The 18,433-nt window shown below is 74.9% G+C and carries 14 protein-coding genes; 12 read left to right on the top strand and 2 right to left on the bottom strand.

What is annotated here, in order from left to right:
• Position 1 precedes the first annotated feature (1 nt).
• Genes M3673_RS10055 through M3673_RS10040 form a run of 4 tightly spaced genes read left to right on the top strand, consistent with a single transcriptional unit; the run spans position 2 to position 5,583 of the window.
• On the top strand, positions 2-1,726 hold the full coding sequence (locus tag M3673_RS10055; RefSeq protein WP_251533378.1) for a thiamine pyrophosphate-dependent enzyme: 1,725 nt from the start codon (positions 2-4) through the stop codon (positions 1,724-1,726).
• A 53-nt stretch (positions 1,727-1,779) separates the two neighbouring features.
• Complete coding sequence (gene lepA, locus M3673_RS10050; RefSeq protein ID WP_056864187.1) at positions 1,780-3,660, top strand: translation elongation factor 4; 1,881 nt, start codon at positions 1,780-1,782, stop codon at positions 3,658-3,660.
• A gap of 11 nt (positions 3,661-3,671) precedes the next feature.
• Entirely contained in the window at positions 3,672-4,580 is a 909-nt protein-coding gene (locus M3673_RS10045) for an aminoglycoside phosphotransferase family protein (protein ID WP_251533376.1), read from the top strand.
• 46 nt (positions 4,581-4,626) lie between these two features.
• A complete protein-coding gene (locus M3673_RS10040; RefSeq protein WP_251533374.1) occupies positions 4,627-5,583 on the top strand; it encodes an ATP synthase F0 subunit B in 957 nt (318 codons plus the stop codon).
• Between the two features lie 75 nt (positions 5,584-5,658).
• Here the strand turns inward: M3673_RS10040 and M3673_RS10035 are convergent, their stop codons facing one another.
• Positions 5,659-6,408 (bottom strand): hypothetical protein, encoded by a 750-nt coding sequence (locus M3673_RS10035; RefSeq protein WP_251533372.1) that lies wholly within the window; start codon positions 6,406-6,408, stop codon positions 5,659-5,661.
• 98 nt (positions 6,409-6,506) lie between these two features.
• On the opposite strand from M3673_RS10035, the gene M3673_RS10030 reads away from it, so the two are divergent.
• The 6 genes from M3673_RS10030 (at position 6,507) to M3673_RS10005 (ending at position 14,085) form a co-directional block, all read left to right on the top strand.
• Positions 6,507-7,814: an oligosaccharide flippase family protein gene (locus M3673_RS10030; RefSeq protein ID WP_251533370.1), complete on the top strand. Its 1,308-nt coding sequence runs from the start codon at positions 6,507-6,509 to the stop codon at positions 7,812-7,814.
• Positions 7,811-9,199: an O-antigen ligase gene (locus M3673_RS10025; protein ID WP_251533368.1), complete on the top strand. Its 1,389-nt coding sequence runs from the start codon at positions 7,811-7,813 to the stop codon at positions 9,197-9,199. Before M3673_RS10030 ends, M3673_RS10025 begins: the two co-directional genes overlap by 4 nt.
• Positions 9,196-10,404 carry a glycosyltransferase family 4 protein gene (locus M3673_RS10020; protein ID WP_285839316.1) on the top strand — a complete coding sequence of 403 codons (1,209 nt, stop codon included), beginning with the start codon at positions 9,196-9,198 and terminating at the stop codon, positions 10,402-10,404. Before M3673_RS10025 ends, M3673_RS10020 begins: the two co-directional genes overlap by 4 nt.
• Complete coding sequence (locus tag M3673_RS10015) at positions 10,401-11,534, top strand: glycosyltransferase (RefSeq protein WP_251533364.1); 1,134 nt, start codon at positions 10,401-10,403, stop codon at positions 11,532-11,534. Before M3673_RS10020 ends, M3673_RS10015 begins: the two co-directional genes overlap by 4 nt.
• Positions 11,535-11,662: 128 nt before the next feature.
• Positions 11,663-12,934: a hypothetical protein gene (locus M3673_RS10010; protein ID WP_251533362.1), complete on the top strand. Its 1,272-nt coding sequence runs from the start codon at positions 11,663-11,665 to the stop codon at positions 12,932-12,934.
• 44 nt (positions 12,935-12,978) lie between these two features.
• Positions 12,979-14,085, top strand: a complete 1,107-nt coding sequence (locus tag M3673_RS10005; RefSeq protein ID WP_251533360.1) for a glycosyltransferase — start codon at positions 12,979-12,981, stop codon at positions 14,083-14,085.
• 30 nt (positions 14,086-14,115) lie between these two features.
• Here the strand turns inward: M3673_RS10005 and M3673_RS10000 are convergent, their stop codons facing one another.
• Positions 14,116-15,657 carry a sugar transferase gene (locus tag M3673_RS10000; RefSeq protein ID WP_251533359.1) on the bottom strand — a complete coding sequence of 514 codons (1,542 nt, stop codon included), beginning with the start codon at positions 15,655-15,657 and terminating at the stop codon, positions 14,116-14,118.
• A gap of 128 nt (positions 15,658-15,785) precedes the next feature.
• On the opposite strand from M3673_RS10000, the gene M3673_RS09995 reads away from it, so the two are divergent.
• Positions 15,786-16,442, top strand: coding sequence for an MOSC domain-containing protein (locus tag M3673_RS09995; protein WP_251533357.1), 657 nt, complete (start codon positions 15,786-15,788; stop codon positions 16,440-16,442).
• Positions 16,443-16,544: 102 nt separating this feature from the next.
• Entirely contained in the window at positions 16,545-18,365 is a 1,821-nt protein-coding gene (locus M3673_RS09990; RefSeq protein ID WP_056864197.1) for a long-chain fatty acid--CoA ligase, read from the top strand.
• Positions 18,366-18,433: the final 68 nt, after the last annotated feature.

Below are 18,433 nucleotides of genomic sequence, written 5' to 3'. Positions count from 1 at the left end.
CATGACCACCGTCGCAGAGCTGCTCGTGGAGTCCCTCGCCGACCACGGCGTCACCCAGGTCTGGGGCGTGGTCGGCGACGCGCTCAACCCCGTCACCGACGCGATCCGGCGCGAGGAGCGCCTGGAGTGGATGGGGGTGCGCCACGAGGAGGTCGCGGCCTTCGCCGCCGGGGCCCAGGCCCAGCTCACCGGGCGGCTCGGCGTCTGCATGGGCACGGTGGGCCCGGGGGCGATCCACCTGCTCAACGGGCTCTACGACGCCAAGAAGTCCGGCGCCCCGGTGCTGGCCATCTGCGGGCAGGTGCCGCGCGGCGACATGGGCAGCGACTTCTTCCAGGAGGTCGACAACGACACCCTCTTCGCCGACGTCTCGGTCTTCTGCGAGACCGTCACCAGCACCGAGCAGCTGCCCGGGCTCATCGAGCGGGCCGGCAACGCCGCCCTCCAGCACCGCGGCGTGGCCGTGCTCACCCTGCCCGGCGACGTCGGCGAGCTCGACCTGCCCTCCGGCACGCCGGTGCCGCGCCTGGTGGCCCGCCCGGCGCTCGCCACGCCCGACCCCGACGCCCTCGCCGAGGCCGCCACCGCCCTCGAGTCGGCCTCCGCGGTGACCCTGCTGGTGGGCGCCGGCGCGCGGCACGCCCGCGCGGAGGTGCTGCGGCTGGCCGAGCGGCTCTCCGCGCCGATGGTGCTCTCGCTCAAGGCCAAGGAGGGGCTGGAGGAGGACAACCCCTACGAGGTCGGCCAGTCGGGCCTGCTGGGCAACCACGCCTCCGAGGTGGCCTTCTCCGGCTGCGACGTGCTGGTGCTCCTCGGCACCGACTTCCCCTACACCGGCTTCCTGCCCGAGGGGAAGACGGTCGTGCAGGTCGACCTCGACGGCGCCCGGATCGGCCGGCGGATCCCGGTGCAGCACGCCGTGGTCGGCGACGCCCGTCTCGCCGTCGAGGGCCTGCTCGCCCGGCTGTCGGCCAAGCCCGACCGGTCGCACCTGGAGTCGGCGCGCTCGTCGTACGACGCCTGGCGAGAGCGGCAGCAGCGCCTCACCGACCCCGACCACGACCGCAGGCCCCGCGGGCTGCTGCGCCGGCGGGTCGACAACCCCGACGCGCTGATCCGCCCCGAGCTGCTGGCCGCGGCCGTGGACCGCCACGCCGCGAGCGACGCCGTCTTCACCACCGACACCGGCATGGCCACCACCTGGCTCGCGCGCTTCGTGCGCATGTCGGGCACGCGCCGGCTGCTCGGCAGCTACAACCTCGGCTCGATGGCCAACGCCATGCCGCAGGCCCTGGGCGCCCAGGGCCTCGACCGGGGCCGCCAGGTGGTGGCCTTCTGCGGTGACGGCGGTCTGTCGATGCTGATGGGCGACCTCATCACGGCCGTCTCCCACGACCTGCCGGTCAAGCTGGTGGTCTTCGACAACGGCCGCCTGGGCATGGTCAAGCTGGAGATGGAGCAGGCGGGGCTGCCCGAGTTCGGCACCGTGCTGCACAACCCCGACTTCGCCGCGGTGGCGCGGGCCGTGGGCCTGCACGGGGTGCGGGTCACCGACCCCCACGACGTCGACGAGGCCGTGCGCGAGGCGCTGGCCCACCCCGGGCCCGTGCTCCTCGACGTGGTCACCAACCCCGACGAGGTGGCCGTGCCGCCGACGCCCACCGTCGCGCAGGGCTGGGGCTTCGCGCTGGCCAAGACCAAGGAGTTCGTCGCCGCTCCGGAGTGACCTCGCGGCACGGGTTTCGCGCCTGTGGCGGCGTTGGGGACAATGGGCGCACCATGGCACCCACCCCTCTGCCGCAGCCCGGCCAGACCGCGCCCGCGATCATCCGCAACTTCTGCATCATCGCGCACATCGACCACGGCAAGTCGACGCTGGCCGACCGGATGCTGCAGCTGACCGGCGTGGTCGACGAGCGCGCCGCCCGGGCGCAGTACCTCGACCGCATGGACATCGAGCGCGAGCGCGGCATCACCATCAAGAGCCAGGCCGTGCGCATGCCGTGGACGGTGCCGGCGGCCAACGAGCAGGGCGCCGAGGCCGGCGACTACGTGCTCAACATGATCGACACGCCGGGCCACGTCGACTTCACCTACGAGGTCTCGCGCTCCCTGGAGGCCTGCGAGGCCGCGGTCCTGCTGGTCGACGCGGCCCAGGGCATCGAGGCGCAGACGCTGGCCAACCTCTACCTCGCCATGGGCGCCGACCTGCACATCATCCCGGTGCTCAACAAGATCGACCTGCCCAGCGCCAACCCCGAGAAGTACGCCGCGGAGCTCGCCGGGCTGGTCGGCTGCGACCCCTCCGACGTGCTGCGGGTCAGCGCCAAGACCGGCGTCGGCGTGGCCGACCTGCTCAACGAGATCGTCAAGCAGACCCCGCCGCCCGTGGGCGAGGCCGACAAGCCCGCGCGGGCGCTCATCTTCGACTCCGTCTACGACACCTACCGCGGCGTGGTCACCTACGTCCGCGTCATCGACGGCGAGCTCAGCCACCGCGACCGGATCAAGATGATGTCGACCGGCGCCACCCACGAGCTGCTCGAGCTCGGCGTCATCAGCCCCGAGCAGGTCAAGGCCGACAAGATCGGCGTCGGCGAGGTGGGCTACCTCATCACCGGGGTGAAGGACGTGCGCCAGTCGCGCGTCGGTGACACCGTCACCACCCAGCACCACGGCGCGACCCAGGCCCTGGGCGGCTACAAGCACCCCAACCCGATGGTCTACGCCGGTCTCTACCCCATCGACGGCGACCAGTTCGGCGACCTGCGCGAGGCGCTGGAGAAGCTCCAGCTCAACGACGCGGCCCTGACCTACGAGCCGGAGACCTCCGGCGCGCTCGGCTTCGGCTTCCGCCTGGGCTTCCTGGGCCTGCTGCACATGGAGATCACCCGCGACCGCCTCGAGCGCGAGTTCAACCTCGACCTCATCTCCACCGCCCCGAACGTGGTCTACGAGGTCGTCATGGAGGACGGCACCGAGCTGACGGTGACCAACCCCAGCGAGTACCCCGAGGGCAAGATCGCCGAGGTCCGCGAGCCGGTGGTCAACGCCACGATCCTCAGCCCCTCGGACTACATCGGCACGATCATGGAGCTGTGCCAGACCAAGCGCGGCACGCTCAAGGGCATGGACTACCTCTCCGAGGACCGTGTCGAGATGCGCTACACGCTGCCGATGGGCGAGATCGCCTTCGACTTCTTCGACCACCTCAAGTCCAAGACCAAGGGCTACGCCTCGCTCAACTACGAGCGCTCGGGCGAGCAGGCCGCCGACCTGGTGAAGGTCGACATCCTGCTCCAGGGGGAGCCGGTCGACGCGTTCTCCGCCATCGTCCACCGCGAGGCGGCCTACTCCTACGGCGTCATGCTGGCCGGCAAGCTCAAGGACCTCATCCCGCGCCAGCAGTTCGAGGTGCCGATCCAGGCCGCCATCGGCGCCCGGGTGATCGCGCGGGAGAACATCCGCGCCATCCGCAAGGACGTCCTGGCCAAGTGCTACGGCGGCGACATCACGCGCAAGCGCAAGCTGCTGGAGAAGCAGAAGGAGGGCAAGAAGCGGATGAAGATGGTCGGCCGCGTCGAGGTCCCCCAGGAGGCGTTCATCGCCGCGCTGTCCAACGGCCCGACCGTCGCCGGCGAGAAGACCGGCAAGAAGTAGGTGCGGGCCCGGTGAGGCCACGGCTGCCCGCCGAGGTCACGGCCTTCGCCTCGCGTGGGCCCGACTGGGCGGCCTTCGTCGAGCGGCTGCCGCGGCTGGTCGAGGAGCTGGCGGGTGCGTGGGAGCTCGCCGCCGACGGCGAGTCCCGCGCCGGGCACTGCTCGTGGGTGCTGCCGGTGCGCACCGACCGCGGCGCGCCGGCGGTGCTCAAGCTGGCCTTCCCCGACGAGGAGTCCGAGCACGAGGCGCTGGTGCTCCAGCGCTGGGGCGGGCGCGCGAGCGTGCGGCTGCTGCGGGCCGACCCGCACCGTCGCGCGCTGCTGCTGGAGCGCCTGGAGGACCGCGACCTCACCGAGGCCTGGGACGTCGAGGCCTGCGAGGTCGTCGGCGGGCTCTACGCCGCGCTCCACACGCCGGCCCCGCCGCAGCTGCGCACCCTCACGTCGTACGTCGAGCCCTGGAGCGAGCGGCTGGCCGGGCTGCCGCGCGACGCCGGGGTGCCGCACCGCCTGGTGGAGCAGGCCGTCGCGCTGGGCCGCGACCTGCTGGGGGACGCGGCTGCCGTCGGCACCACGATCCACACCGACCTGCACTACGCCAACGTGCTGGCGACCTCACGCCCCGACGGGCCGGAGTGGCTGGCGATCGACCCGAAGCCGGTCAGCGGCGACCCGCACTACGAGGTGGCGCCGCTGCTGTGGAACCGCTGGGAGGAAGTCCTGGCCTCCGGCGACGTGCGCGACGCGGTGCGCCGCCGCTTCCACACCACCATCGACACCGCCGGTCTCGACGAGGACCGCGCCCGCGACTGGGTGGTGGTGCGGATGCTGCACCAGGCCCTGTGGGCGGTGGAGGCGGGCTCGCCCGACCCGGAGTGGCTGACCCGCTGCATCACGATCGCCAAGGCCGTGCAGGGCTGAGCCGGGTTACCCTCGGGGCAGGACACCAGCGCAAAGGGGGACGACGGTGACCGACCAGGACCAGTCGCAGGACCAGTCGCAGGACGCAGCGGGCGACGCGGGCGACCGCCCGGCGGGTGACGTCGGGGCGCGGGCCGCGGCGCTGCGCGCGGAGCTGGCGACGCGGCGCGAGGCCAGCGGGCTGCTCGCCGAGGCCACGCGCGTGCGCGACACGGCCGTGGCCGAGGCCGACGACCTCGTGCGCGAGGCCCAGGAGCTGGCCACCACGCTGGTGGCCGAGGCCCGCGCCGACGCCGAGCGCGAGCGCGACGTCGCGGCGGAGCAGGCCCGCAGCACGGTGGCGGAGGCGGAGGCGACGGCCCTCCGGGTGAGGCAGGAGGCCGAGGCGGTGGCCGTCCGGGTGCGCGACGAGGCCGAGGCCGCGCGCGCCGAAGCCCGCCGTGAGGCCCGGGCCGAGGCCCTCGCCGAGATGGCCCAGGTGCGCCAGCAGGCCGAGCGACTCATCGCCGGGATCGACTCCGACCTGCGCGGTCTCGCCACCACCCTGGCGAGCGCCAGCACGGTGGCGCTCGCGGTGACCACCGCGGCCGCCGAGCTCGACGCCGCCGTCGGCTCCGACCTGCAGGCCGACACGACCGACACGGCCGACACGGCGGACGCGCCCCAGGGCGCCGACGCGGTCACCGACGGCCCCTCCGGCCCGGAGACCGAGGTCACCGCGCTGCCGGTCGTGGGTCCCGACGACCTCGCTGCCGACGACCTCGCTGCCGACGACCTCACCGACGACGGCGACGCAGCGTCCGGGTCCACCTCCGGCGCCGACACCGCCCCCGGCCCGGTGCCCGTGGGGGAGGACGAGGCCGTGGCGCCCGAGCCCGAGCCGGCGACGGGCCCGTCGTCGCGGACCGCGTCGACTGCCCGTGCCACGGGCGGCGAGCGGGACGACCTCGACCAGGCCCTCACGGGTGCCCGCCCGTTGGGCTGGCTCTTCCGCGGCCACTGAGACGCTGTCGGCCGCGGCGCAGGCGGTGCCCTCAGCGCCTCCAGCGCCCGGGGCGCCCGGGGTGCCCGGGCGTGACTAGCCGCAGGTCGGTGCGACGGGGCTGGTCGAGGGGTCGAGCGGTCGCACCGTGATCGAGTCGACCACGGTGCCCTCGGGCACGCCCTGGAAGAGCTGCATCTCGATCGGGCGCACCTCGAAGGCCGTCAGGCAGGTCCACACCCCGGTGACGACCGCCACCAGCTGACCGTCGACGCCGCGCAGGATGGCCTGCACGAGGGCCTGAGGGATGTCGGCGCTGCCCACGGTGAGGTCGGCGTTGACGACCGTGCGGCTGGCGTTGAGGTCGCTGGCCAGGCCGGTGGCCGAGGCGGTGGAGCTGTCCTGGTCGGTGGCGGCGGGCTGCCAGGCGACGTCGCGGTAGTCGAGGTCGACCGCGGCGACCTCCCCGACGTCGACGCCGACGGGGAAGTAGAGCCCGTAGATCTCGCCGGGGGCCAGGTCGGTGACGGTGCAGCAGGCGTCCTGCCCGACCATGGCGCTGGCGCTCCAGGTGCCGAGGGACACGTCGTCGCGGTCGAAGGCCTCGAGGGTGACCTCGGCGGTGCGCAGCGTGCGGTCCTCCTCGTTGCGCACCAGCACCGAGAGGAGGCCGTCGGTGACGGCCCACTCGCTGGTGGTCAGCACGTCGGGCGCCTCGGCCGCGCCCGAGGCGGGGGCGTCGGCCGCGCCGGCCACCTGGGCCCGCAGGTCGGCGCAGCCGCCGAGGGCCAGCAGGAGAGCGGGCAGCAGGAGCACCACCAGGAGGCGGGCCGGCTGGGTGCGCATGTGTTCCCCCGAATCACCGTCGACACGCGTGGACCGGCACCCATGATGCCCTCGCGGGTGTAGCGACAAACCATCCGGGGTAGCGTCGGAGCACGATCATGGCGATCGGGAGGACGTCCCGGTCGCAGTCCGGGGGGATGATGTTCGACGTCGCGCGTGCCGTGGTGGCCGCACCGACGCGCGCCCTCCCGCCCCGCGAGCGCCCTGTGGGCGCGGGGGCGCTGTGGTTCGCCACGCACGCCGTGACCCTGAAGGCCGGGCAGACCGTCGTGCTGCTGGCCCTGGCCGCGGCCCTGGTGCCGGCCGACCTCGGGGTCGTCGCCCTGGCCACCCTGGTCTCGAGCGCCGTGGCGCTCGTCAGCGGTCTCGGGGCCTCCGCCGCCCTGGTGCGCTGGGAGGGCGACGTCGACCGGGCCGCCCGCTCCGCGGTCTCCCTCGCGCTGGCCTCGGGCGCTGCGGCGACGCTCGCGGTGTGGGTCTCGGCGCCGGCGCTGGTGTCCGCGCTGGGGGCGGGGCCCGCTGCCGTGGGCCCGGTGCGCGGGCTCGTGCTGACGGCGCCGCTGGTCGCGGCGGCCATGGTCACCCTCGAGCTGATGCGCCGCCGTCTGGCCTTCGGCCGCCGGGTGCTGCCCGACGTCGCGGCCTCCCTGCTGGGGGCCGCGCTGGCGGTGTGGCTGGTCGGGCGTGGCTGGGGCGTCGCAGCGCTGGTGGCCGGCCAGGTGGTGCAGGGCGTCGCGGTGCTGCTGCTCGCCTGGTGCGTGCACCCGCCCGTGCGCCCGGGGTGGCACGCCGACGACGTGCGCGGCCTCCTGCGCTTCGGGCTCCCGTGGTCGGGGGCCCACCTGCTCGAGCTCGTCCAGGTCAACCTCGACTACGTCGTGGTCGCCCACCTGCTCGGCGCGGTGGCGCTGGGCCACTACTCGTTGGCCTTCCGGGTGGCGGCGGTGCCCTACCTCCTGGTGGCCGTGGTCCTGTCCAGCGCCGCCTTCCCCGTGCTGTGCCGCCGGCGCGGCGCGGAGCTGCGGGCCACGGTGTCGGACCTCGCGCGGCTCTCGCTGGTGCTGCTCCTGCCCGTCTGCGGGCTGCTGGCCCTGCTGGCCGACCGCCTGGTGCTGCTGGGACCCGCGTGGGCCCCGGCCGTGCCGGTGCTCCGGGTGCTCGCGGCGTACGCCCTCGCGGCGGGGCTGCTCCACGTGACGCTGACCGTGCTGCACGCCATGGGCCGTCCCGGCGAGGCGGTGCTCGCGCGGCTGGCCCACCTGCTGCTCCTGCTGCCGGCGCTGCTCCTGCTGGCTCCCGCCGGGGTCGTGGCCGTCGCCGCGGCGCAGGTCGTCGTGGCGGCGGCCGTGCTCCTGGCGGCCCTCGCGCGCGTCGGCTCGCTCCTGGGGGAGGCCCGGACCCGATGACCCTCATGCTCCGGGAGGCGCCCAGCGCCCTGCTGTCGGTGGGCCGCCCCCGTCGGCACGACCCGTCGCGGCGGACCGGGCCGGCGTGGCTGCACACCGTCGTGCCGGTCCTGCTCGCCCTCCTGGGCGGCGTGTCGGTGGGTCTCGCCCCGGGCCTGACCGGCCTGGTCGTGCTGGCCGTCGTCGTGCTGACGCTGCTGCTGGGCCAGATCGAGATCGCCGCCCTGGTGGTCGTGGCGGCGTCGGTCTTCGAGGACTACCTGGTCTTCGTCTCGCCCGCCGCCACCAAGACGCTGGCCGTGGTGGTGGTGGTCGCCTGGGCCGTGCGCCGGGCCGCGCGCCCCTTCCACCACGCACCGCGCAGCCCCGTGCTGGTGTCGGCCGGCGTGCTCGTCGTCGTGCTGCTGCTGTCGACCCTGGTGACCGGCTCCGACGGCGAGGCGGTGGCCACCCTGGGTCGGTGGGCCGGCTTCCTGGCCGTGCTGGTCGTGCTCGCCGACTGCCTGCGCGGGCGCCTGGCGCCCACCGTGCTCGCCGAGGTCTACGTCGCGTCCTGCGCCCTGGCGGCCCTCTGCGCCCTCGTGGTCTTCCCCTCCGCCGACGGCGACCGTCGGGTCGGCGGGCCGGTGGCCGACCCCAACGACTTCGCCTTCTACCTCCTCGCCGCGGTGCCGCTCGGCCTGGCCGTGCGCGCGGAGAGCCGCCGGCCCCGCGCGTGGGACCTCGCCACGGTCGTGTGCGCGGTCGCCCTGGCCGGCACCTACTCCCGCGGCGCCGTGCTCGGGCTGCTGGTCGCGCTGGCCGTCGCCGTCGTGGTGCGACTGCTGCCGTGGCGCGCCGTCGGAGCCCTGCTGGTGGTCGTGGTCACTGCGGTCGCCTTCACGGCGTCGGTCAACGCCGACCTGGTGAGGGTCAGCTTCGAGCAGAAGCAGGCGGTGGCCCAGGAGAACGTCTCCCAGCGCCTCGAGCTGTGGCAGCAGGCCGCCCGGATGACCCTCGACGCGCCGCTGCTCGGTCACGGCCCCGGGTCCTTCGCCGAGGAGCACCAGGACTACGCGGGCGACGCCGGGGCCTCCGTGGCCGACCTCGACACCGCCCACAACACCTATCTCGAGGTGGCGGCCGAGCTCGGTCTCCTCGGCCTGCTGGCCCTGCTCGCGGTGCTCGTGACCGCCTTCGCCGGTGCGTGGGCCCGCTGGCGGCGCGACCGCTCGCCGCTGGCCGCGGGGGTGTGCACCGCGCTGGTGGGCACCGGGGTGGCCGCGTCCTTCCTCAGCGAGCAGTTCTACCTCCCGCTGTGGCTGCTGGCGGCCCTCGCCGTCGCGGTGTCCGTCGGCGACCGCGCACCCGCGCGGCGACCACCGCGCGTGCGCCGCGCCCGATGAGGCCCCCCGACGGGGTCCGCCCGCCGAGCTCGGCTGTTCCCGCTGCGCCCGCCGTGCCCGCCGAGCACCGGTGGCGCGGCCGGGTGGTGCACGTGCTGACCCAGCCGGGGGGCGGACCGGCCGACCACGTGTCCGCGGTGGCGGCCGCCATGGCTCGACAGGGGATCGAGGTGCACGTGGTGGGTCCGGAGTCGCCGCGCTCGGAGGCGGTGCGGGCGGCGGGGGCCGCCTGGCACACGGTGGCGGTGACCACCAAGCGCGACGCCGCCGGGGCCGTGGCGCTGGCGCGGGTCGTGCGCGGCCTGCGGCCCGACGTCGTCCACCTCCACGACCGGCGGGCGGCCTGGGTGGGCCGCCTCGCCGCCCCCGCCCTGCAGGCGGGCGTGGTCCACACCGTGCACGGGGTCGCCGACGGCCTGAGCGACCTCGTGGCGGGCAACGCCCTCGTCGGCCCGCGCCGGCGGCGCGACGACCTCTACTACGTCGCCGGCGAGCGGTGGGCGACCCGGTGGTCGGCCCGGTGGACGCGCACGCGCGTGGTCACGCCCAGCCGGGCCGTCGCGGACTTCCTGGTGCACCGCGTCGGCGTGGACCCCGACCTGCTCGACGTCGTGCCCAACGGCGTCGAGGTGCCGCCCGTCGGCCCCGTCGGACCCGTCGGCCCCGCCCGGGCGCCGGCCCTGGTGTGGGCCGGCCGGCTGGTGACGGCCAAGCGGCCCGGCGCGCTGCTCGACGCGGTCGAGCGGGTGTCGGGGCTGGGACCGGTGGTGATCGCGGGGGAGGGGCCGGAGCGCGACCTCCTGCTGCGCCGCGTGGCGGCGACCGGCTGGCGTGGCCCGGGCGGCGTCGAGGTGGTCGGGCAGCTGCCCGACCTCGCCCCCGCGCTGGCTGCGGCCGACGTCTACGTGTCGACCTCCGCGGCCGAGAACCAGCCGCTCGCGATGCTCCAGGCCATGGCCCACGGCCTGCCGGTGGTGGCGACCGCCGTCGGCGGTGTGCCGGAGGTCGTGCGCGACGGGGTCGAGGGCCTCCTGGTGCCGGTCGACGACCCCGACGCCCTGGGGGCCGCGCTCCGGCGCCTGCGTGACGACCCGCGGCTGCGGCGGCGGCTCGGCACGGCCGCGCGCGAGCGGGTGGCGGCCGGGTGGACCCGGTCGCACTGCGTCGCAGGACTGCTGCGGACCTACGGCCGGGTGACGGCGTGAGGGTGCTGGTCACGATCGCCGAGATGGGACCGGGCGGCGCGGAGACGCTGGTCGCGGAGATGGCCGCCCACCTGGCCGCCGAGGGCCACCAGGTCAGCCTGGCCAGCAGCGGCGGCTTCCGCGAGCGGGAGGTCGCCGGGATCGGCGGTGTCGACACGCTGCGCGTGCCGCTGCGACGCGACACGGCCCTCGACCGCGCGCGCTCCGTCGTACGCCTCGCGGCGCACGCCCAGCGGCTGCGCCCCGACCTGGTCCACGCCCACAACGTCCGGGCCACCCTCGTCGCCCGGATGGCGACCTATCCGGCGGGTGGACCTCCGGTGCTGAGCACCGTGCACGGCCTCCCGCCGCAGAGCTACCCCCGCGCCGTCGGTGTCCTGAACCGCTGCGCCGACCACGTCGTGGCCGTCTCCGACTCCGTCGCCGACGACCTCGTGGCGGCCGGGCTCGACCCGCAGCGGCTCTCGGTCATCGAGAACGCCGTGCGGGTGGCTCCGGCGGCCCGCGCCGGCGACCGGGTCGCAGCGCGGCGCGACCTGGGGCTCCCCGAGGGGGGACCGGTGGTGCTCTGCCTGGCCCGGCTGGCCGGGCCCAAGCGCCAGGACCTGCTGGTCGAGGCCTGGGCCGAGCGCAAGGCCCAGCACGGGGACGGGCGCGCGCACGGGGAGGCGCTCGGCACCCTGCTGCTGGTCGGCGAGGGGCCGCATCGCCGAGCCCTCGAGCAGCAGGTCGCCGACGCCGGGCTCACCGCGAGCGTGCGCCTGCTCGGCGAGCGCGCCGACGTGGCGCGACTGCTGGCCGCGGCCGACGTCCTGGTGCTCCCCAGCGACCGCGAGGGCCTGCCGATGGCCGTGCTCGAGGCCATGGCGGTCGGGGTGCCCGTGGTCGCCAGCGACGTGGGCGGCCTGGCCAGCCTGGGCGATGCCGTGACGCGGGTGGCGCCGGGCTCCGCGCCCCGGCTGGCGGCCGGCCTGCACGAGGTGCTCGCCGGCGGCCGCGCGGTCACGGAGCGCACGGCGCGGGCCCGTGGGCTCGTCGACGCGCGTTTCGCCACGGCGACCATGCACGCGGCCTACCGTGACCTCTACCGCAGGCTGCTGACGGGTTTGGGTGGTGCGCTCGGGTGGTAGACATTTCAAGCGGTGGCCGCACCAGGGTGCCACCGTGCAGCACTCCGCTCGGGGGCGTGCGGGGCCGGGAAGATCTCCTGGCCACGGGTGAGGACGGTCGGGCAGGACCGACCGCGGAGAGCGTGGGCATGGAGCTGCGAGACATGGGGGCCGCCCTGTGGCGCCAGCGTCTGCTGGTGGCCGTGGTGGTGGTGGTCACGGCGATCGGCGTCGCGGTGGGGGTGTGGTCCTCGACCAAGACCTACACCGCGACCGCGACGGTGTCGGCCGCCCCGGCGCCCGGAGCGCCCGCCCCGGCCGAGCTCGACGACTTGCGCGCGACCCTGGCCGAGACCGCCACGACGCCCGAGGTGCTGCGTCAGGCCGCCACGCGCGCCGGGGTCGACCGGTCGGTGGGGGAGCTGCTCGACGAGGTCGACGCACGCTGGGTCGAGGGCACCCAGCTGATCGAGATCACCGTCGCCGACCCGTCGGCCCGCGACGCGGCGGGCCTGGCCAACGCCGCGTCCTTCACGCTGCAGCAGAGCGACCCCACCGGGGCCTTCGAGTTCACCGACGTCGACCCCGCGGTCGAGCCGGCGACCTACTCCAGCCCCGACCTCCCGCTCGCCATCGGCGTCGGCGTGCTGCTGAGCCTGGTGCTCGCGGTGGTCTCGGCCCTGGCCCGCGACCGCCGGACCTACACGGTCAAGGACGCCCAGGGCGTCGAGGCGGCGCTGCGCGCCCCCGTGCTCGCCCACGTGGCCCCACCCCGGTCGCCGACCCTGCAGGCCATGTTCACCGGCACGCCGGCCGCCGACGTCTTCCGCCGCCTGCGCCTGTCGCTGGAGGCCTCGCAGCGGGCGCACCCGCCGCGCCTGGTCGTCGTCACGGGGGTGACGACGGGCGACGTCAACGCCTGGCTCGGCGCCAACCTGGCCATCTCCCTGGCCTCGGCCGGTCGCCGGGTGCTGCTCCTCGACGGGCGGCTCGCGACCCCCGCCGACGAGCCCCTGCCCGAGGAGCCCGACACCCCCGGTCTCCACGACGTGCTGCGCGGCACGCCCTGGGAGCGAGCGGTCAGCCCCGGCCCCGTCGACGGCCTCAGCGTGCTGCCCCCTGGTCGCGCGCCCGCCTCCGACGCGGGCGCCGAGCCGGGCGACCTGCTCGAGCGGAGGTTCGGGGCGCTGGCGGAGGCCCTGACCCGCGCCTTCGACGTCGTGGTGGTCATCGCCCCCTCGCTGGAGGAGCGCGACGACGCGCTCGTCATGTCCGCGGGCGGCTCGCTGCTGCTCGGGGTCGTGGAGGGCGTCATCAGTCCCGAGGCGCTGGCCGCCTACGCCGACCGGTTCGTCGTGGCCGGCGTGCGCCTGGCTGGCACCGTGCTCGTCGGGCACCGCGCCGAGGCGGTGGCGCTCTGAGCGCCGCGACCGCCCCCGTCGGGGCCACGCCGGGCCGTCCGCACGTGCTGCACGTCAGCGTGCCGACGAGCGAGGGCACGGCCGAGGTGCTGCTGGGCTACGTGCGCGAGCAGCTGGCCCGGGGCTGGCGGGTGAGCGTGGCCTGCCCCTCGGAGGGCTGGCTGGGCTACGCGGCCCGCGAGGCCGGCGCCGAGGTGGCGTGGTGGCGCGCCGGTCGCGAGCCCGGCGTCGCGACCCTGGAGGAGACCGCCCGTCTGTCCGCGCTGGTCACCAGGCTCGGTCCCGACCTGGTGCACCTGCACAGCTCGAAGGCCGGCCTGGCCGGTCGGCTGGCGGTGCGACGGCGCGTGCCCACCGTCTTCCAGCCCCACGCCTGGTCCTTCCAGGCCGGGTCCGGCACGTCGAGCCGGCTGGCGCTGCGGTGGGAGCGCTTCGCCGTGCGGTGGACCGACCAGGTCGTGTGCGTCGGCGAGGGGGAGCGGCTCGTGGGCGAGGCGGCGGGCGTGCGCGCCGAGGTGACCGTCGTGCCCAACGGGGTCGACCTGCGACGCTTCGGCCCCACCAGCCCCGAGGACCGGGTCGAGGCGCGTGCGCGCCTGGGCCTGCGCGAGGCCCCGACGGTCGTGTGCGTGGGGCGGCTGAGCCACCAGAAGGGCCAGGACGGGCTGCTCGACGCCTGGACGTCGGTCCTCGAGGCCGTGCCGGGTGCCCAGCTGGTGCTCGTCGGCGCCGGGCCCGACGAGGCCGACCTGCGCCGGCGTGCCAGCGGCCTCGGCGGGGTCGTCTTCGTCGGCGCCCGCGTCGACGTGCCCGACTGGCTCTCGGCGGCCGACGTCGTGACCGTGCCCTCGCGCTACGAGGGCATGGCCCTCGCGCCGCTCGAGGCGATGGCGAGCGGACGCAGCGTCGTGGCCACCGACGTGCCGGGGATCGCCGAGGGCGTGGTCGACGGTGTGGGGGCCCTCGTGCCGCCCGGCGACCCGGACGCCCTCGCCGCGGCTCTCGTCGAGCGACTCCTCGACCCCGCGCGGGCCGACGACGAGGGGTGGGCGGGCTACGACCACGTCAGCGCCGGGCGCGACGCCGCCGAGGCCGCCCGGCGCGTGGCCCGCCTGTCGCTGAGCCTGATGGCGTCGCGCAACCGCGCCTGAGCGGGAGCCCGACGGCCCGTCGGTGCCGGGTCAGGCGCCGCGACGCACCGACTCGGGCGACCCCTCGGAGCCCCGCTGCCCGGTGGGCGGTCGCTGCGCGCCGTCGATGCGACGTACGACGGCCGGGTCGACGGTGACCTCGGCGGCCCGGTCGTCCCCCGTCCCGTGGTCGGCGGTCGTGGGGCCGACCGAGGCCGGCGTGGCCGCGGGCTGGGGTCGCACGAGCGTGCGTGCGGTGCGCACCACGATCTTGACGTCGCCCCACAGCGACCAGTTCTCGATGTAGTAGTTGTCGGCCCGCACCCGGTCGTCGATGGAGGTGTCGCCCCGCAGGTCGTTGACCTGCGCCCAGCCGGTCAGGCCCATCGGCACCCGGTGACGGTGGCCGTAGCCCCGGGTCTCGCGGGAGAACTGCTCGACGAAGTAGGGCCGCTCGGGGCGCGGGCCGACCAGGCTCATGTCACCGCGCAGGATGTTGACCAGCTGCGGCAGCTCGTCGAGACCGGTGCGGCGCAGGAACCGGCCGACCGGGCCGATGCGGTGGTCGTTGTCGATGTTCCACGCCGTCGCGCTCTCGGAGGGGTCGGCGGGCTTCATCGAGCGGAACTTCATCAGCTCGAAGGTGCGACCGCCGCGGCCCACGCGCACCTGGCGGAAGATGACGCCCGGCCCGGTCTCGAGCCGGACCGCGAGCGCGATGCCGAGCATGAGGGGGGCCAGGGCGGCCAGGGCGGCCGCCGACAGGGTGGCGTCGAAGCACCGCTTGACGAGCAGGGCGTGGGGCCGCACCCGCCAGCGACGCAGCCGCACGACGGCGACGTCGCGCACGACCTCGATGCGGCTGGGGCGGTCGAGGCCCATCATCTCGTAGAAGCGCGGCACCACGAAGACCTGGTGGTCCTGGCTCTGGCAGTAGCGCACCAGGGCCAGCGCCCGCTCGTCGGGCGCGTTGCCGAAGGCGAAGATGACGTCGTTGACGTCGAGGGCCCGCATCGCGTGGGGCAGGTCGCCGAGCGCGCCGAGCAGGGGCACGGGCAGGTCGAGGGCGGTCTCGACGTCGTCGTCGACGAACCCCACGGGGTGCAGCCCGAGGCTGCGGTCGGCGAGCAGGGCCGCCGCGAGGCGCCGGGCCACGCCGTCGGTGCCGACGATGACGACGGGGTGCGAGAGCACACCGCGCCGGCGCCCGGCCCGCACGAGCGTGTACGCCACCCCGCGCAGGGTCGCCAGCAGGCCGAGCGTCGTGGCCGCGAAGGCCGCGACCGGGCCGAGCACCGATCCGCCGTCGCCCACGTCGAGGCCGCTGGTGGCCAGCAGCAGGAGCGTGGCGGCGATCGCGGTCAGGCACAGGGCCGGCAGGTCCTCCAGCACCGACAGCACGAGTCGCGAGCGCTGGAGGCTGAGACCCCGGCTGACCACGGCGCCGCCGACGGCGGCGCACAGCACGGTGACGAGCGTGACGGAGTCGGCGACGACGAGGCTGGCACCCGTGACGGCCAGCAGGTCGGCGGCGATGAGCAATGGTGTGACGCTGGCCAGTCCTGGCACGACGTCGTCCATGTGAAGACGCATGTAACTGATACCCCCCGGTATGACACCACTCAACCTATCCCGGTGGGCCCGGTCCAAACCACCGGGGTGCGTGACGTGTCACACGGTGTGGCGCCGGGTGCCGGACCGCGGGCTGGCACGATGGCGACGTGGCGGTGGTGCGGTCGGTCAACGTGGGTCGTCCCCGTGCGGCGTCGTGGGCGACCACGGGGCGCACCTCCATCGACAAGTCCCCGGTCCGGGGGCCGGTGCGGGCGACGGTGGCGGGCCTGGTGGGCGACGAGGTGTCGAACCGTCGCCACCACGGAGGGCCCGACAAGGCCGTCTACGCCTACGCCCGCGAGGCGCTGGACGACTGGGCCGCGGAGCTGGGCCACGACCTGCCCGACGGACAGCTGGGGGAGAACCTCACGCTGAGCGGGCTCGACGTCGACGACTGCGAGATCGGCGAGCGCTGGGAGGTGGGGGAGGTCGTCCTGGAGGTGCGCTCGCCCCGCACCCCGTGCCGCACCCTGAGCGGCTGGATGGACCACTGCGGACTGCCCGCCGAGGCCTGGCTGCGGCGCTTCACCGAGCGGGCCCGCCCCGGCGCGTACCTCAGGGTGCTGGGGGAGGGGGCGCTGGCCGCCGGCGACGAGGTGCGGGTGCGCCACCGGCCCGGGCACGGTGTGACCGTCGCGCTGATGTTCCGGGCCGTCCACCTCGACCGGTCGCTGCTGCCCCGCCTGCTCGAGGTGCCCGACCTGGTGCCGGAGGCGCGGCTCGCCGCCGAGCGCTGGGTCGCCGGGGGCGCGCCTCCCAGGTAAAGCCTGGCCCGACACGGACCGCCTGGGGGGATCCGGTTACTGACGGGTCACGACGTGACGTAGGTTACGGGCACTGTCGTCGTCCACCGCAGGAGAGCGTCAATGCCCGCCACCATCGACCCCGGCTTCGTCGATCACCTCACACCCAACGTCGCCCTGCTGTTCCTCGACCGGGTGGCCACCTCGCCCGACAGCGAGGCCTACCGGTTCCCGGTCGGCGAGGCCTGGGAGTCGGTGACCTGGCGCCAGACCGGCGAGCTGGTCTCCCGGCTCGCCGCCGGCCTGCTCTCGCTGGGCATCGAGCCCGAGCAGCGCGTCGGCATCGCCTCGAGCACGCGCTACGAGTGGGTCCTGGCCGACCTCGCGATCATGCTCGCGGCCGGTGCGACCACGACCGTCTACCCCACGACCAACAGCGAGGACACGGCGTACATCCTCAGCGACGCCGAGTGCCGCGTCGTCTTCGCCGAGGACGACGAGCAGCTGGCCAAGATCGCCGAGCACCGCGGCGAGCTCCCGGCCCTCGGCACGGTCGTGACCTTCGACGGTGCCGCCGACGGCGAGGGCGTGCTCAGCATGGACCAGCTCGCCGCCCGCGGCGACGCCTACCTCGCCGAGCACCCCGACGTCATCCGGCGCACCGCCGAGGCGATCCCGGCCGACCAGCTGGCCACGCTGATCTACACCTCGGGCACGACCGGGCGCCCCAAGGGCGTGCGCCTGCTGCACCGCGGCTGGGTCTACCAGGGTGCGCTCATCAAGGAGCAGGGGATCCTCGACGAGACCGACCTGCAGTTCCTGTGGCTGCCGATGGCCCACTCCTTCGGCAAGGTGCTGCTCTCGGCCCAGCTCGCCTGCGGGTTCGCCACCGCCATCGACGGTCGCGTCGACCGCATCGTCGACAACCTCGGCGTCGTCAAGCCGACCTTCATGGGTGCGGCCCCCCGCATCTTCGAGAAGGCCCACGCCCGCATCGTCACCATGCAGGCCGCGGAGGGTGGCGCGAAGGAGAAGATCTTCACCAAGGCCTTCGAGGTCGGCACGACCGTCGACCGCCTCAAGCGCGAGGGAAAGTCGGTCCCGCTGGCGCTGCGGGTGCAGCACGGCCTCTTCGACAAGCTGGTCTACAGCAAGGTCCGCGAGCGCTTCGGCGGCCGCGTGAAGTTCTTCATCTCCGGCTCCGCCGCCCTCAACTCCGAGATCGCCGACTTCTTCCACGCCGCCGGCATCCTCATCCTCGAGGGCTACGGCCTGACGGAGAACTCCGCGGGCGCGGCGGTCAACCACCCCGACGACTACCGCATCGGCAGCGTCGGCAAGGCCATGCCCGGCAGCGAGATCCGCATCGGGGAGGGCGACGAGATCCAGATCCGCGGCCCCCACATCATGGCCGGCTACCACAACCTGCCCGAGGAGACCGCCAAGGCGTTCACCGAGGACGGCTGGCTGCGCACGGGCGACAAGGGCAGCCTCGACGCCGAGGGCTTCCTCACCATCACCGGCCGGATCAAGGACCTCTTCAAGACCTCGGGCGGCAAGTACATCGCCCCCTCGGCCATCGAGGCCAAGTTCAAGGCGCTGTGCCCCTACGCCAGCCAGTTCCTCGTCTTCGGCAACGAGCGCAACTTCGTGGTCGCCCTCATCACCCTCGACCCCGACGCGATGGCGACGTGGGCCGAGGAGAACGGGATGTCGGGCGCCTCCTACACCGACATCGTGCGCTCGGAGAAGGTCCGCGCGATGGTCGGGGGCTACGTCGACCAGCTCAACGAGCGGCTCAACCGCTGGGAGACCATCAAGAAGTGGGACCTGCTCGACCACGACCTGACCATCGAGTCCGGCGAGCTCACCCCCTCGATGAAGGTCAAGCGCAACGTGGTGGAGAGCAACAACTCCGAGAGGATCGCCTCCTTCTACTCCTGAGCGCAGGCTCCCCACAGGGGGCGCACAGGCAGGACGACTCGAATGGGTGCCGGCGGGAGACCGCCGGC

The organism is Nocardioides sp. P86, from assembly GCF_023712465.1.
GTDB classification, from domain to species: domain Bacteria; phylum Actinomycetota; class Actinomycetes; order Propionibacteriales; family Nocardioidaceae; genus Nocardioides; species Nocardioides kribbensis.
This window is presented reverse-complemented; position numbering and strand designations above follow the sequence as displayed.